Source organism: Xanthomonas sp. F4, from assembly GCF_011761895.1.
In genome coordinates this window covers 154,969-169,534 of the sequence record NZ_JAASQX010000007.1, presented here as the reverse complement: position 1 = coordinate 169,534, position 14,566 = coordinate 154,969, and the positions used below count along the sequence as shown (strand labels likewise).

At 69.0% G+C, this 14,566-nt stretch carries 14 protein-coding genes; 9 read left to right on the top strand and 5 right to left on the bottom strand.

The genetic code is table 11. From position 1 onward, the window contains the following. Positions 1 to 86 precede the first annotated feature (86 nt). The 4 genes from hemW to rph form a co-directional block, all read right to left on the bottom strand. Positions 87 to 1,316, bottom strand: a complete 1,230-nt coding sequence (gene hemW, locus FHR66_RS18720) for a radical SAM family heme chaperone HemW (RefSeq protein ID WP_167088026.1) — start codon at positions 1,314 to 1,316, stop codon at positions 87 to 89. A gap of 133 nt (positions 1,317 to 1,449) precedes the next feature. Next, positions 1,450 to 2,061 carry an RdgB/HAM1 family non-canonical purine NTP pyrophosphatase gene (gene rdgB, locus FHR66_RS18715; protein ID WP_160965366.1) on the bottom strand — a complete coding sequence of 204 codons (612 nt, stop codon included), beginning with the start codon at positions 2,059 to 2,061 and terminating at the stop codon, positions 1,450 to 1,452. Continuing rightward, positions 2,058 to 2,447, bottom strand: coding sequence for a VOC family protein (locus tag FHR66_RS18710; RefSeq protein ID WP_160965368.1), 390 nt, complete (start codon positions 2,445 to 2,447; stop codon positions 2,058 to 2,060). The genes rdgB and FHR66_RS18710 overlap by 4 nt, the downstream gene beginning before the upstream one ends. Next, positions 2,444 to 3,169, bottom strand: coding sequence for a ribonuclease PH (gene rph / locus FHR66_RS18705; protein ID WP_167088024.1), 726 nt, complete (start codon positions 3,167 to 3,169; stop codon positions 2,444 to 2,446). The genes FHR66_RS18710 and rph overlap by 4 nt, the downstream gene beginning before the upstream one ends. Before the next feature lie 107 nt (positions 3,170 to 3,276). Here rph and FHR66_RS18700 point away from each other — a divergent pair, with 107 nt between their 5' ends. The 9 genes from FHR66_RS18700 (at position 3,277) to FHR66_RS18660 (ending at position 13,633) form a co-directional block, all read left to right on the top strand. Further along, positions 3,277 to 4,137 (top strand): YicC/YloC family endoribonuclease, encoded by an 861-nt coding sequence (locus tag FHR66_RS18700; protein ID WP_160965372.1) that lies wholly within the window; start codon positions 3,277 to 3,279, stop codon positions 4,135 to 4,137. A gap of 140 nt (positions 4,138 to 4,277) precedes the next feature. Further along, positions 4,278 to 4,904: a guanylate kinase gene (gmk, locus tag FHR66_RS18695; protein WP_160965374.1), complete on the top strand. Its 627-nt coding sequence runs from the start codon at positions 4,278 to 4,280 to the stop codon at positions 4,902 to 4,904. Between the two features lie 112 nt (positions 4,905 to 5,016). After that, a complete protein-coding gene (gene rpoZ / locus FHR66_RS18690) occupies positions 5,017 to 5,316 on the top strand; it encodes a DNA-directed RNA polymerase subunit omega (protein WP_160965376.1) in 300 nt (99 codons plus the stop codon). Positions 5,317 to 5,417: 101 nt separating this feature from the next. Continuing rightward, positions 5,418 to 7,589 (top strand): RelA/SpoT family protein, encoded by a 2,172-nt coding sequence (locus tag FHR66_RS18685; RefSeq protein WP_160965378.1) that lies wholly within the window; start codon positions 5,418 to 5,420, stop codon positions 7,587 to 7,589. Between the two features lie 300 nt (positions 7,590 to 7,889). Beyond that, positions 7,890 to 8,273: a RidA family protein gene (locus FHR66_RS18680; RefSeq protein WP_160965380.1), complete on the top strand. Its 384-nt coding sequence runs from the start codon at positions 7,890 to 7,892 to the stop codon at positions 8,271 to 8,273. A 9-nt stretch (positions 8,274 to 8,282) separates the two neighbouring features. Continuing rightward, complete coding sequence (gene recG, locus FHR66_RS18675; protein WP_167088022.1) at positions 8,283 to 10,430, top strand: ATP-dependent DNA helicase RecG; 2,148 nt, start codon at positions 8,283 to 8,285, stop codon at positions 10,428 to 10,430. Positions 10,431 to 10,722: 292 nt separating this feature from the next. After that, the gene (locus FHR66_RS18670; protein ID WP_160965384.1) at positions 10,723 to 11,661 is read left to right on the top strand and encodes a nucleoside hydrolase; all 939 of its coding nucleotides are present in this window, start codon (positions 10,723 to 10,725) and stop codon (positions 11,659 to 11,661) included. 155 nt (positions 11,662 to 11,816) lie between these two features. Further along, positions 11,817 to 12,059, top strand: a complete 243-nt coding sequence (locus FHR66_RS18665; RefSeq protein ID WP_010341537.1) for a type B 50S ribosomal protein L31 — start codon at positions 11,817 to 11,819, stop codon at positions 12,057 to 12,059. A gap of 284 nt (positions 12,060 to 12,343) precedes the next feature. After that, complete coding sequence (locus tag FHR66_RS18660; protein WP_160965386.1) at positions 12,344 to 13,633, top strand: citrate synthase; 1,290 nt, start codon at positions 12,344 to 12,346, stop codon at positions 13,631 to 13,633. Positions 13,634 to 13,810: 177 nt separating this feature from the next. On the opposite strand, the gene FHR66_RS18655 is transcribed toward FHR66_RS18660, so the two are convergent. Then, positions 13,811 to 14,455, bottom strand: coding sequence for a hypothetical protein (locus FHR66_RS18655; protein ID WP_160965387.1), 645 nt, complete (start codon positions 14,453 to 14,455; stop codon positions 13,811 to 13,813). Positions 14,456 to 14,566 lie beyond the last annotated feature (111 nt).

The following is a 14,566-nucleotide window of genomic DNA, read 5'->3' as shown; positions in this document are numbered from 1 at the left end:
CTTGTGATCGCCGTTGTACTTTTCTGCGGGGTATGTAGCACGATCCGCCGCCGCAACCAAGGCGGGCGGCGTCGCCAGGACGCGTCTCAGGGCAAAAACAGGGCGACCACGTCGTTGGTGAAACGCCGCCCCAGCTCGGTCGGCACGGCGTGGCCGGCGTCCACCCGCAGCCAGTCGCGGGCCTGCGCGGTGGCCAGGGCAGGGGCGATCGCCTGCAGCGGCAGGCCGGTGCGGGCGCTGAAGTCGCGCAGCGCGAAACCGTCGTTGAGGCGCAGCGCGTTGAGCATGTACTCGAACGGACGCCGCTCCGGCGCGATCCACTCGTCGCCGCCGATCGCCGCCGGCGTCCCGGCCGCGTCCAGGAACGCCTGCGGGTGCTTGTGCTTCCAGCGGCGCAGGATGCTCTGCTCGGCGCCGGAGCTGATCTTGCCGTGGGCGCCGGCGCCGATGCCGAGATAGTCGCCGAAGGTCCAGTAGTTGAGGTTGTGCGCGCAGCGGTAGCCGGCGCGGGCGTAGGCGCTGACCTCGTACTGCGCGTAGCCGGCCTCGGCCAGCAGTGCCTGGCAGCGCTCCTGCATGTCCCAGGCGTCGTCGTCCTCGGGAATGCCCTGCGGCGGCCGCGCGGCGAACACGGTGTTCGGTTCCAGGGTGAGCTGGTAGTGGCTCATGTGGGTCGGCTGCAGCGCCAGCGCCCGCGCGATGTCGCGCTCGGCCTCGGCGAGGGTCTGCTGCGGCAGCGCGTACATCAGGTCCAGGTTGAAATTGGCGTAGCCGGCGTCCTGCGCCAGCTTCACCGCGCGCTCGGCCTCGGCGCCGTCGTGGATGCGGCCCAGCCGCTGCAGCGCCGCATCGTCGAAGCTCTGGATGCCGAAGCTGAGGCGATTCACCCCGGCCGCCAGGTAGCGGTCGAAGCGGCCGTGCTCGGCGGTGCCGGGATTGGTCTCCAGGGTGATCTCCAGGCCCGGCGCGAAGCGCAGCCGGGCGCTGGCCGCCTGCAGGAAGCGGTCGATCGCCTCGGGCGGGAACAGGCTGGGCGTGCCGCCGCCGAAGAACACGCTGTTGACCACGCGGCCCCAGACCAGCGGCAGGTCCTGGTCCAGGTCGCGGATCAGTGCATCCACATAGGCGTCGAAGGGCAGCGCGCCCTTGGCCGCATGCGAATTGAAGTCGCAGTACGGGCATTTGCGCACGCACCAGGGCAGGTGCACGTAGAGCGACAGCGGCGGCGGCACCAGTGCCGGGCCGTCGGCGTGCGCGGACGGGTCCGGGCAGGCGGCGCCGGGCGGGTGCTGGCAATGGTCGTGGGTGTGCGGCATGGCGAGCGGGGATCTGGGAAACGGAGATGCGGGCGGTGCGGGCGCTGGATGGCTCAGGGCTTGGCGCAGCGGCGCAAGGCAGTCTGCGCGCGCCGTGGTGCCTGGACTGGCCCGGCGCCCGCGCGCGGCGCGTTCACACGGCGGGCTGCGCCGCCAGCAGGTCGGCCAGGCGCTGCTTGAGCTGCTGCAGGGCGAGGGCGCGATGACTGATGCGGTTCTTCAGCGCCAGTGGCATCTCGGCCGCGGTCTGGCCATGTTCCGGATCCAGGAACACCGGATCGTAGCCGTGCCCGCCGCTGCCGGCACGCGCATGCGCGATGCGGCCGCGCCAGCGGCCTTCCACCAGCAGCGGTTGCGGATCCTCGGCATGCCGCAGCAGCACCAGCACGCAGTAGAAGTGCGCGCCACGCTGTGCGTCGGGCACATCGCGCAGCGCGTCCAGCAGCTTGTCGATGTTGGCCTGCGCATTGCCGTGTTCGCCGGCGTAGCGCGCCGAGTACAACCCCGGCGCACCGTGCAGCGCGTCCACGCAGATGCCGGAGTCGTCGGCCAGCGCCGGCAGGCCGGTGACGCGGGCGGCGTGGCGTGCCTTGAGCAGCGCGTTCTCGACGAAGGTCAGGCCGGTTTCGTCGGCATCGCTGACGCCGAGGGTGGATTGCGCGATCAGCTCGACGCCGACGTCGTCGAGCAGGGCGTGCAGTTCTTCGAGCTTTCCGGCGTTGCTGCTGGCCAGGACCAGTTTCATGCGGTGGGCTCCAGCAGATCCCAGGTGTTGCCGTACAGATCGCGGAACACCGCGACCGTGGCGTAAGGTTCGTGACGCGGGGCTTCCAGGAACTCCACGCCGGCGGCGAGCATCGCCGCATGGTCGCGCTGGAAGTCGTCGGTGTGCAGGAAGAAGCCGACGCGGCCGCCGGTCTGGTCGCCGATGCGGCTGCGTTGGGCATCGTCGCTGGCGCGCGCCAGCAGCAGCGCCGCGCCGTGGGCATCGCCAGGCCCGACCACGACCCAGCGCTTGTGGCCCTGGTCCACGTCCTCCAGCAACTGGAATCCCAGCTTGCCGGTGTACCAGGCGATGGCCTCGTCGTAGTCGGCCACCACCAGGGTGACCAGGGCCAGGCGCCGGTTCATTGCGCCAGGGCTGCGCGCTGCGCCGCCAGCAGGTCGCCGATGCCGCGCTCGGCCAGGCCGAGCAGCGCGTCCAGTTCGTCGCGGCGGAAGGCATGGCCTTCGGCGGTGCCCTGCACCTCGATGAAGCCGCCACCGTCGTTCATCACCACGTTCATGTCGGTATCGCAGTCGCTGTCCTCGGCGTAGTCCAGGTCCAGCACCGGGGTGCCGCGGTAGACCCCGACCGAGACTGCCGCGACCGCGCCCAGCACCACCGGCTTCTTCAGGTCGCCGCGCTTCTGCAGCCAGTTCACCGCATCCACCAGCGCCACATAGGCGCCGGTGATGGCGGCGGTGCGGGTGCCGCCGTCGGCCTGCAGCACGTCGCAGTCCAGGGTGATGGTGCGCTCGCCCAGCGCATTGCGGTCCACGCAGGCGCGCAGCGCGCGGCCGATCAGACGCTGGATCTCCAGCGTGCGTCCGCCCTGCTTGCCGCGCGCGGCTTCGCGATCGGAGCGCGAATGGGTGGCGCGCGGCAGCATGCCGTATTCGGCGGTCACCCAGCCTTCGCCCTTGCCGCGCAGGAAGCCCGGCACGCGGTTCTCGACGCTGGCGTTGCACAGCACGCGGGTGTCGCCGAAGCTGACCAGGACCGAACCTTCGGCGTGGCGGGTGAAGGCGCGTTCGATGCGGACCGGGCGCAACTGATCGGCCGTGCGGCCGCTGGGACGGGAGAAGGACATGCAGGGGTTCCGGGAAGGGCGGGGCCGTGCGCGGCATGTGACCGCGTCGGTGAGGCGTGAGAGAGCCCTAGGTTAACATTCGCCCCCTGTCCGCACCGGAACACCGCATGATCCGCAGCATGACCGCCTACGCCGGCGCCGAGCGCATCACTCCCTGGGGCACGCTGGGATGCGAGCTGCGCTCGGTCAACCACCGTTTCCTGGAAGTGGGCGTGCGCCTGCCTGAAGAACTGCGCGCGCTGGAGCCGCAGCTGCGCGAACGCGTGGCCGCGCGCATCAGCCGCGGCAAGCTCGACCTGATGTTGCGCCTGCGCGCGCCGGATGCGGCGCAGACGCTGGCGGTGAACGAGGCCCTGGTCGAACAGTTGGGCGTGCTCGCGCAGCGGCTGGGTGCGCGCTTTGGGCAGATGCAGGTGCAGTTCGTCGATCTGCTGCAGTTGCCCGGGGTGCTGCAGGGGCAGACGGTCGATCCGGCGGCGCTGCAGGCGCAGGCGCTGGAACTGCTGGACGAGGTGCTGGCCGAGTTCGTCGCCGCGCGCGAGCGCGAGGGCGGCAAGCTGGCCGCGGCCATCGTCGAACGGGTCGATGCGGTGGAGCGCATCGCCGGCGAGGTGCGCACGCTGATCCCGGCCATCCGCGACGGCCAGCGCGCCAAGCTGGCGGCACGCCTGGCCGACCTGTCGCATCCGGTCGATCCCGGCCGCGCCGAGCAGGAGCTGGTGCTGTGGCTGCAGAAGCTCGACGTGGACGAGGAACTGGACCGGCTCGGCAGCCACATCAAGGAACTGCGCCGGGTGCTGCGCCAGCCGGAACCGGCGGGCCGGCGCCTGGATTTCCTGCTGCAGGAGTTCAACCGCGAGGCCAATACCCTGGGCTCGAAGTCGGTGGACAGCCGCACCTCCAACGCCGCGGTGGAACTGAAGGTGCTGATCGATCAGATCCGCGAGCAGGTGCAGAACCTCGAATAGCCGGGATGGCGGGATTCGAGATTGGGGATTGGCGCGCCGGGCCGGTCACGTCCAATACCGGGTAGCATATCGACCCCGTAGGTGTTGGCCCGCGGCTCCGTTCGCGAATCCCGACTCTCCACTCCCGAATCCCTGATCCTATGCGCGGCACTCTCTACATCGTGGCGGCCCCGTCCGGCGCCGGCAAGAGCAGCATCGTCAACGCCACCCTGGCGCGCGACCCGCAGATCGCGCTGTCGATCTCGTTCACGTCGCGCGCGCCGCGCCCGGGCGAACGCCATGCCGAGCACTACCATTTCGTCTCCGCCGACGAGTTCCAGCGGATGATCGATGCCGGCGACTTCTTCGAGTACGCCCGGGTCCACGGCGACTGGAAGGGCACTGCGCGGCAGTCGGTGGAGCCGCAACTGGCCGCCGGCCACGACGTGCTGCTGGAGATCGACTGGCAGGGCGCGCGCCAGGTGCGGGCCAAGGTGCCGGACGCGGTCAGCGTGTTCATCCTGCCGCCCTCGCGCGAGGCCCTGGAGCAGCGCATGCGCAAGCGCGGCCAGGACAGCGAGGCGGTGATCGCGCAGCGGCTGGCCGCCGCGCGCGAGGAGATGTCGCACTACGCCGACTTCGATTACGTGATCGTCAACGAGCACTTCGATACCGCGGTGGACGAGATGTGCGCGATCTTCGTGGCCAGCCGCCTGCGCCGGCCGCAGCAGCAGCTGCGCCATGCCGGGCTGATCGATACCCTCCTGCAGGAACAGCCAACTGGCTGATTCCAAAGGGAACCGGATGGGGTGGGGTTGAACTCGGGCGGTTGTCGCCCTACAATCCCCGCCCTTTCCCTCATTCGAACGCGCGGCCGCCACCGGCCCGCCGGGAGCCCGCATGGCCCGCATCACCGTAGAAGATTGCCTGGAAGTCGTTAACAACCGTTTCGAACTGGTCATGATGGCGTCCAAGCGCGCCCGCCAGCTCGCCAACGGCGTGCAGGCCACCCTCGACAACAGCGAATCGGCCGACAAGCCGACCGTGCTGGCGCTGCGCGAGATCGCCGCGCGCAAGATCGACAACGCGCTGATCGACGAGGTCGAGAAGGCCGAGCGCGAGCGCGCCGAGCGCGAGGCGCTGGAATGGGCCGCGGCCGAAGTCGTCGCCGACGAGGACATGTCCAAGAACGACGACTGATCGCGTCTCCGCGTCGCGATCGTCCCACGAACAGCCCGCATCCGCGGGCTGTTTCGTTTTGCGGGTTTGCCGTCCACGCGCCGCTGGCATAGTCTTTCCGCATGAACCCAGGCCCTTCTGCCCAGGTCGCCCACGCCGCGCCTTCGTCGGCCGACGAGGCGGTCCCCGATTACGTCCTGCAGCTCGAACGCAGCGCCAGCTATCTGCCCGCCGAGCAGATCCCGCTGCTGCGCCGCGCGTGGGAGGTAGGTGCGGCAGCGCACGCGGGGCAGACCCGCAAGTCCGGCGAGCCCTACATCACCCATCCGGTGGCGGTGGCCGGCGTGCTGGCCGAGCTGGGCCTGGACGTGGAGGCGCTGATCGCGGCGATCCTGCACGACACCATCGAAGACACGCCGCTGACCCGCGCCGAGCTGGCCGCCGAGTTCGGCGAGGCGGTGGCCGAACTGGTCGATGGCGTCACCAAGCTGGACAAGCTCAAGTTCCGCGACCGCCAGGAAGCGGCCGCCGAGAGCTTCCGCAAGATGCTGCTGGCGATGTCGCGCGACCTGCGCGTGATCATGATCAAGCTCGCCGACCGACTGCACAACATGCGCACGCTGGGCGCGCAGAGCGCCGAGGCGCGCAGCCGCATCGCCCGCGAGACCCTGGAGATCTACGCGCCGATCGCCCAGCGCCTGGGCATGAGCCTGATGAAGTCCGAGCTGCAGAACCTCGGCTTCCGCGCGCTGCATCCGTGGCGCCACGCGATCATCGAGAAGCACATCCGCAGCCAGCCGGTGGTGCGCCGCGAGTCGATGGCGCAGGTGGAAGTGCAGTTGTCGCAGCGTCTGGCCAAGGAGGGGCTGGAACACCGGCTGGTGAGCCGGATCAAGACGCCGTGGAGCATCTACAACAAGATGCGCGACGAGAACAAATCCTTCGACCAGGTGATGGACGTGTTCGGCTTCCGCCTGGTGGTGCGCGGCGTGCCCGACTGCTACCACGCGCTGGGCGCAGTGCATGCCACCTTCAAGCCGCTGGATGCGCGCTTCCGCGACTTCATCGCCATTCCCAAGGCCAACGGCTACCAGTCGCTGCACACGGTGCTGTTCGGGCCCTACGGCTCGCCGATCGAAGTGCAGATCCGCACCGAGGAAATGGACCTGATCGCCGAGCGCGGCGTCGCCGCGCACTGGACCTACAAGTTCGGCGGCGATTCGCCCAACAGCGCGCAGAGCCGCGCGCATGCATGGATCGTGGAACTGATCGAATCGCAACGCGCCGCTGGCTCGTCGCTGGAGTTCCTGGACAACGTCAAGGTCGACCTGTTCCCGGACGAGGTCTACCTGTTCACGCCCAAGGGCAAGATCCTGGCGCTGCCGCGCAACTCCACCGCGCTGGACTTCGCCTATGCGGTGCACACCGACGTCGGCAACCGCGCGGTGGCCTCGCGCGTGGACAAGAAGCTGGTGCCGCTGCGCACCAAGCTGGTCAGCGGGCAGACCGTGGAAGTGATCACCGCGCGCTCGGCCACGCCCAAGCCGCAATGGCTGGAATTCGTGGTCAGCAGCAAGGCGCGCACCGCGATCCGCCATCAGCTCAAGCAACTCGAGCACGAGGACGCGGTGCAGCTCGGCCACCGTATGCTCGACCGCGCGCTGGAAGCGATGGACAGCTCGCTGGAGCGGCTGCCCAAGGGACGCCTGGATTCGTTTCTCAGCGAGCACCGCTACCCGCGTCTGGAGGCGTTGCTGGCCGACGTGGCGCTGGGCAACTGGATGCCGAACCAGGCCGCGCAGGCGCTGATGGCCTATGCCGAACTGCGTGGCGGCGGCCACTCCAAGCATTCGCAGGAAAAGATCCTGATCAACGGCACCGAGCGCGGCGTGGTCAGCTTCGCCAACTGCTGCCAGCCGATTCCCGGCGACGAGATCATGGGTTACCACACCGCCGGCAAGGGCATCGTGGTGCATCGGCTGGACTGCCCGAACCTGGCCGAACTGCGCAAGTCGCCCGAGCGCTGGGTGCCGATCGGCTGGGACAGCAGCGTCATCGGCGACTACGACACCGCGCTGGTGGTGGAGGTCGAGAACCGCACCGGGGTGCTGGCGCAGCTGGCCGCGGCGATCGCGCAGAGCCAGTCCAACATCGAACGCGTCGACTACCTGGATCGCGACTTCAACGCCGCGGTGCTGCGCTTCAACATCCAGGTGCGCGACCGCAATCACCTGGCCGAGGTGATGCGCCGGCTGCGGCGTCTGCATGCGGTGCAGAGCGTGCGGCGGCAGTAGGTGGTGCCGGGATTGGGAAGTCGGGATTGGGGATTCGAAGCGGGCCTGGTCCTGGCGTTGTAGGAGCGGTTTCAGCCGCGACGCCTTGTCGATAAAGCGTCGCGGCTGAAGCCGCTCCTACGAAAAACGGGCGAAGCGCATGGCCGGCATCCCCGGCGGGCACGCTGTTCCCGATTCTCGATTCTCGATTCTCGATTCCCGATTCCCCAATCCCCAATCCCCAATCCCCAATCCCCAATCCCCAATCCCCAACCGCGCACGCCAGCTAAACTAGGCGGACATTCTTCCAACGGAGTCGCCATGTCCCGCCAGATCATCCATACCGACCGTGCACCGGCCGCGATCGGCCCGTATTCGCAGGCCGTGCGTGCCGGCAACACCGTGTACTTCTCCGGGCAGATCCCGCTGGATCCGGCCACCGGCGACATCGTCGCCGGCGATATCGCCGCGCAGGCGCGCCGCGCCTTCGACAACCTGCAGGCGGTGGCCGAGGCGGCCGGCGGCTCGCTGGACCGCATCGTGCGCCTGGGGCTGTACCTCACCGATCTGGCGCAGTTCGCGCAGGTCAACGCGGTGATGCAGGACTACTTCCAGGCGCCGTTCCCCGCGCGCTCCACCATCGAAGTCTCGGCGCTGCCCAAGGGCGCGGGCTTCGAAGTGGATGCGGTGATGGTGCTGGACTGATTCCCAGCCGTGCCGCGCGTGCAGGTTCCGGCGCCGGCCTTGTCGGCGGCAGGCGAGGTGCCACTGACCACGCTGCCCGGCGTCGGTCCCAAGCTGGCGGAGAAATTCGCCGCGCGCGGCCTGTCCACGCTGCAGGACCTGTGGCTGCACCTGCCGCTGCGCTATGAGGATCGCACCCGCCTGACCACCGTGGCGGCGCTGCAGCCGGGTGTGCCCGCGCAGATCGAAGGGCGGGTGCAGGCGGTGGACCGCGGCTTCCGCTACCGGCCGATGCTGCGCGTGGCGGTGGCCGACGATTCGCGCGGCACCCTGGTGCTGCGTTTCTTCCAGTTCCGTGCCGCGCAGGCCGCGCAGTTCGCGGTGGGCGCGCGCTTGCGCGCCTTCGGCACGCCCAAGCCGGGCCAGCACGGGCTGGAATTCGTGCATCCCAGCTATCAGATCCTCGGCGAGGACGATGACGCGGCGCTGGGCGATCGCCTGGATCCGGTGTACCCGGCGGTGGAGGGCGTCGGCCCGGCGACCGTGCGCCGGTTGATCGGCCAGGCGCTGGACCGGTTGCCGGAAGAAGCAGCGCTGGAATTGCTGCCGGCCTCGCTGCTGGCCGAACTCGGCCTGCCGTCGCTGCGCAGCGCGCTGCTGGTCGCGCACCGGCCGCCGCCGCAGGCCGATCTGGCTGCGCTCGCCGCTGGTCTGCATCCGGCGCAGCAGCGCCTGGCGCTGGAGGAACTGCTCGCGCATCACCTGAGCCTGCGTCGCCAGCGCATCGCCATGCAATGCCAGCCGGCGCCGTCGCTGCGCGGCCGCGGGCTGCTGGCCAAGCGCCTGCAGCAGTCGCTGCCGTTCCGACTGACCGGTGCACAGCAGCGTGTGTTCGCGCAGATCCGCGCCGACCTGGAGCGGCCGGCGCCGATGCTGCGGCTGGTGCAGGGCGACGTCGGCAGCGGCAAGACCGTCGTCGCCGCGCTGGCGGCGATGCTGGCGGTGGACAAGCGCAAGCAGGCGGCGCTGGCGGCGCCGACCGAACTGCTCGCCGAACAGCATCTGGCCAACCTGCGCGGTTGGCTGGAGCCGCTGGGCGTGCGCGTGGCCTGGCTGGCCGGCAAGGTCACCGGCAAGGCGCGTAGCGCGACCCTGGCGCAGATCGCCTCGGGCGAGGCGCAGGTGGTGGTCGGCACGCATGCACTGATGCAGGAGGCGGTGCGCTTCCACGACCTGGCGCTGGCCATCGTCGACGAGCAGCACCGCTTCGGCGTGCACCAGCGCCTGGCGCTACGCGACAAGGGCGCCTCCGGCGCGGGCGTGCCGCACCAGCTGGTGATGACCGCCACGCCGATCCCGCGCACGCTGGCAATGGCCGCGTATGCCGATCTGGACGTCTCCTCCATCGACGAACTGCCGCCGGGGCGCACCCCGGTGCAGACCATCGTGCTCAATGCCGAGCGCCGCCCCGAGCTGGTGCAGCGCATCCGCGTGGCCTGCGCCGAAGGCCGCCAGGCCTACTGGGTCTGCACCCTGATCGAAGAGGCCGAGGACAGCGAGAAGTCCGCGCAGGCCGGCGCCGGCAACCGGCTCGAGGCCAGCGCCGCGCAGGCCACTTTCGAGGCGCTGTCGGCACAATTGCCGGAGCTGCGTGTGGGCCTGGTGCACGGACGCATGAAGCCGGCCGAGAAGCAGGCGGCGATGCGCGCGTTCAAGCAGGGCGAGATCGACCTGCTGGTCGCCACCACCGTCATCGAGGTCGGCGTGGACGTGCCCAACGCCTCGCTGATGATCATCGAGAACGCCGAACGCCTGGGCCTGGCGCAGCTGCACCAGTTGCGCGGCCGGGTCGGGCGCGGCGCGGCGGCGTCGAGCTGCGTGCTGATGTACCAGGCGCCGCTGTCGGCGATGGCGCGGCAGCGCCTGGAAACCATGCGCCAGACCAACGACGGCTTCGTCATCGCCGAGAAGGATCTGGAACTGCGCGGCCCGGGCGAACTGCTCGGCACCCGCCAGACCGGCCTGGCCGCGTTCCGCGTGGCCGACCTGGCCCGCGACGCCGGCCTGCTGCCGCGCGTGCATGCCCTGGCCGACCGGCTGCTGGAGGAGGCGCCGGTCCTGGCCGACCGCATCGTCGCGCGCTGGGTCGGTGGGGCGGTGCGGTTCGCTGGGGCCTGAACGGCCGGGATTCGGCATTCGGGATGACCAGCCATTCGGCTGTTGAAAGCGGGGATTCGTTAGAAGCGGCCGTCCGCCTGCTGTTGTAGGAAGCGGCTTCGGCCGCCACCGGGCGTTACCAGGAGACCCGATCGCGGCTAAAGCCGCCCCTTCGAACGAAGACGTGGCGATGCCGCTTTTGCGAATCTCCGCTTTCAACAGCCGAATGGCTGGTCATCCCGACTCCCCAATCCTTCCCATGCCTGCGCCGCGGTGCCAGACTCGGCGACCGAATGGACGAGCGAAGCGACGCATGAGCGACAAGATTCCCCTGTTGATCGATACCGACCCCGGCGTGGACGATGCGCTGGCGCTACTGATGGCGTTCGCCGATCCGCGCCATGAGGTGGTCGGGCTGACCATCGCCGCCGGCAACGTCGGGCTGCGCCACACCGTGCGCAATGCGCTGAAACTGTGCGAAGTGGCCGGGCGAGAGGATGTGCCGGTGTTCGCCGGCTGCGCCGATCCGCTGCTGCATCCGTCGGTGGACGCTGGGCACGTGCACGGCCAGGACGGCTTCGGCGACGTCGACCTGCCGCCGGCCGCACGCGGCGCCGAGGCCGAGCATGCCGCGCTGGCGATCCTGCGCCTGTCGCACCAGTACGCCGGGCGCCTGCTGCTGGTCGCGCTGGGGCCGCTGACCAACATCGCGCTGGCGCTGAAGCTGGATCCGACCCTGCCGCAGCGCGTCGGCCGCTTCCTGGTGATGGGCGGGGCGATCACCTGCCACGGCAACATCACCCCGGCCGCGGAATTCAACATCGCCTTCGATCCGGAGGCGGCGCACATCGTGTTCAAGGCGTTCCCGCACATCGAGGTCGCCGATTGGGAGGCGACCGTGGCGCACGGCCTGCCGCACCGCGAGGTCGAGCAGTGGTTGGCGGTGGATGCGCCGAAGGCGCGCTTCTACGAGCTGATCTCGCGCAAGACCCGGCTGTGGTCGGAAGACGCGCGTGGCGAGCACTGGTATGCCGCCGACGCGCTGGCGATGGCCTGGGCGCTGCAGCCCGACGGTGCGCAGGAGGTGCAGTCGCGCCCGATGCAGATCGAGCTGTCCGGGGTGCACACCCGCGGCGCCACCCTGGTCGACTGGAACCGCCAGTTGGGCCTGCCGGACAACGCGACCATGCTTATCCGCTACGACCATGCACGGTTCCTGGATCTGGCCCGCACGGCGGTCGGTGCCGGCTAAGCCTGCCGGTCCCGCCCGAGTCCGGGCGGGACCCATTGGTAGGGCGGCGGCCTCGTGAGCCGTCACTTCACGTGCCATCACGTAAACGTTGCGTGCAGGGCAGGAGGGCTGTTATAGTTTCCCTCTTGTCCAGCAGCCACCTACGGTGCGAGCCCATGAAGGCCGACATCCATCCCCAGTACCGCGACGTCGTGTTCCACGATGTCACCTCCGATTTCAAGATCCTGACCCGTTCGACCATGTCCTCGAAAGAGACGGTCAAGTGGGAGGACGGCGAAGAGTATCCGCTGATCAAGGTCGAAATTTCCTCGGCTTCGCATCCGTTCTATACGGGCAAGCACAAGGTCATCGACACCAGCGGCCGCATCGACAAGTTCCAGAAGCGCTACGCGCGCTGATCGAAACCGTCGAACGGATGTAAAGCGACGGCCGCTTGCGCGGCCGTTTTGCTATCTGCGATCTCCTCCCGGTGTGATGCGCCGGTGTCATCCTTCCGTGAAAGTGCGGCGAGGATGCAACGCTGTGTCGCTTTCCTGCCGCCATCGTGCGGCATGAGCGGTGAGCGACGGCGCAAATGCTGCTGTGCGATAATGGCGCGATCCGTGGCGATTGCCGTGGACTTCCTTCACGCGTCTGTTCGCAACGTAATCGGACAGGCGCCTTCCATCGAGGAGCGCACACTGTGTCCGATCTTGATCAGGTCACGTTGAACGCCGGCGACACGTCGGTCGTTCTTCCGGTACTCAAGCCCACCCTGGGCAACGATTGCGTCGACATTTCCAAGTTGACCAAGGAGACCGGTCTCTTCACCTACGACTCGGGCTTCACCGCGACCGCCAGCTGCAAGTCGGCGATCACCTACATCGACGGCGACAACGGCGTGCTGCTGTACCGCGGCTACCCGATCGAGCAGCTGGCCGAGAAGTCCAACTTCCTCGAAGTGGCCTACCTGCTGATGAACGGCGAGCTGCCCACCGCCGACGAATTCAAGAAGTTCGACCACGAAGTGACGCATCACACGATGATGCACGAGTCGCTGAAGAACTTCCTCGGCGGCTTCCGCCACGACGCGCACCCGATGGCGATGATGGCCGGTACCGTGGCCTCGCTGTCGGCGTTCTACCACGACACCCTCGACCTCAACGATCCGGAGCAGCGCCGCCTGGCCGCCATCCGCCTGATCGCCAAGGTGCCGACGATCGCCGCCGCTGCCTATCGCTACTCGATCGGCTGGCCGATCCGCTATCCGCGCAACAACCTCGGCTACGTCGAGCGCTTCCTGCACATGATGTTCGAGGTGCCGAGCGAGCAGCTGGAGATGAACCCGGTCGTGGCCAAGGCCCTGGACCTGCTGTTCATCCTGCACGCCGACCACGAGCAGAACGCTTCGACCTCGACCGTGCGCCTGGTCGGTTCCACCGGCGCCAACCCGTACGCCTCGGTCGCCGCGGGCATCACCGCGCTGTGGGGCCCGGCGCATGGCGGCGCCAACGAAGCCGTGCTGAAGATGCTGGAAGAGATCGGCACCGCCGACAACGTCGAGAGCGCCGTGGCCAAGGCCAAGGACAAGAACTCGAGCTTCCGCCTGATGGGCTTCGGCCACCGCGTGTACAAGAACTTCGACCCGCGCGCGAAGATCATCCGCGAGATGACCCACAAGGTGCTGGGCGAGCTGGGCGTCAACGACCCGCTGCTGGAAGTTGCGCTGAAGCTGGAAGAGGCCGCGTTGAAGGACGACTACTTCGTGCAGCGCAAGCTGTACCCGAACGTCGACTTCTACTCGGGCATCATCTACAAGGCGCTGAACATTCCGGTGGAGATGTTCACCGTGATGTTCGCCATCGCCCGTACCGCCGGCTGGGTCTCGCACTGGCTGGAGCAGCAGGTCGACCCGGAAATGAAGATCGGCCGTCCGCGCCAGATCTACACCGGCTACGACAAGCGCGACTACACCAACGCCGACAAGCGCTGATCGATCGCCGCAAGGCTGTCCGGAACGCCCCGCCTCGCGGGGCGTTTTTCGTTTGTGGCGGGTGAAGCGGGGAAGGGAAGTGGCAGGTGCCTCGTCGCGTGCGCGGCGAGCCGGAATACGGGCGCCCGCGCGATCGTGCGGCGCCCGTCGCATCCACGACGCGGAATGGTGGTGCGCTCAGCCGTCCTGGTAGGCGGCGATGTCCTGCTCGGTCAGCAGTTGCCGCAGTTGCGGCATCGAGGCGCGCCGCATCGGCTTCTCGTCCACCTGCGACAGCGGCGCCTGGCGCAGCGCGTCGTAGGGCAGTACGGTCAGGTCGAAGGTCAGTTCCTCGGCGGCGAACAGCCACACCGGGAAGTCCTCGCTGCGCTCGCGGTCCAGGCGCAGGCGGCGGCTGCGCAGCTCGGCCGGGATCCGGTGTTCTTCGAGGAAGCGCGCCACCGCCTCGGCGTCGTCGCTGTGCAGGTGCAGTTGCACCGGGCTGTTGGCATCGGCGGTGCCGTCGTGCACCGGTCCGGCCAGGCGTGGCGCGAACGCATGCAGGAAGTCCATCGCGCGCAGCGCCGCCTCGCGCCGCCTTCGCAGTTCGCCGGCATGGTCCGGACCGGCGAACAGCCGCTGGTACTCGCGCAGCGCGTCCTCGATCTCGCTGTTGCGCGGCAGCGAGGCGTCGTCGTGGATGCCGAGCCGCTCGGCGGCCTTGAGCTTGGCCTGGTGGAAATCGCGGATGCCGCCTTCAGCCATCAGCCGGGCGGCTTCGTGCGCCAGTCGGCGACGGCGTTCGTGCGTGCGGGTCCGGGCATGTTGCCGAGCGTGGTGCATGGTGCGCCTCCCCTCAAAGCCTGCCCCGACTGTACCGCAGCCTTGCGAAATTCAGGTGTAGCGGCGGTTTCGCGTGAGCCAGTGTCCGCCGGGCGAGGCGCGCCCGGCGGA

What these genes read in the sequence shown, in the direction of transcription:
- gmk (WP_160965374.1), top strand. Translation starts at nt 4,278, where the DNA reads ATGCGCGGCACTCTCTACATCGTGGCGGCCCCGTCCGGCGCCGGCAAG.
- FHR66_RS18680 (WP_160965380.1), top strand. Translation starts at nt 7,890, where the DNA reads ATGTCCCGCCAGATCATCCATACCGACCGTGCACCGGCCGCGATCGGC.
- FHR66_RS18710 (WP_160965368.1), bottom strand. Translation starts at nt 2,447, where the DNA reads ATGAACCGGCGCCTGGCCCTGGTCACCCTGGTGGTGGCCGACTACGAC.
- rdgB (WP_160965366.1), bottom strand. Translation starts at nt 2,061, where the DNA reads ATGAAACTGGTCCTGGCCAGCAGCAACGCCGGAAAGCTCGAAGAACTG.
- hemW (WP_167088026.1), bottom strand. Translation starts at nt 1,316, where the DNA reads ATGCCGCACACCCACGACCATTGCCAGCACCCGCCCGGCGCCGCCTGC.
- FHR66_RS18670 (WP_160965384.1), top strand. Translation starts at nt 10,723, where the DNA reads ATGAGCGACAAGATTCCCCTGTTGATCGATACCGACCCCGGCGTGGAC.
- FHR66_RS18665 (WP_010341537.1), top strand. Translation starts at nt 11,817, where the DNA reads ATGAAGGCCGACATCCATCCCCAGTACCGCGACGTCGTGTTCCACGAT.
- rpoZ (WP_160965376.1), top strand. Translation starts at nt 5,017, where the DNA reads ATGGCCCGCATCACCGTAGAAGATTGCCTGGAAGTCGTTAACAACCGT.
- FHR66_RS18655 (WP_160965387.1), bottom strand. Translation starts at nt 14,455, where the DNA reads ATGCACCACGCTCGGCAACATGCCCGGACCCGCACGCACGAACGCCGT.
- FHR66_RS18700 (WP_160965372.1), top strand. Translation starts at nt 3,277, where the DNA reads ATGATCCGCAGCATGACCGCCTACGCCGGCGCCGAGCGCATCACTCCC.
- rph (WP_167088024.1), bottom strand. Translation starts at nt 3,169, where the DNA reads ATGTCCTTCTCCCGTCCCAGCGGCCGCACGGCCGATCAGTTGCGCCCG.
- FHR66_RS18685 (WP_160965378.1), top strand. Translation starts at nt 5,418, where the DNA reads ATGAACCCAGGCCCTTCTGCCCAGGTCGCCCACGCCGCGCCTTCGTCG.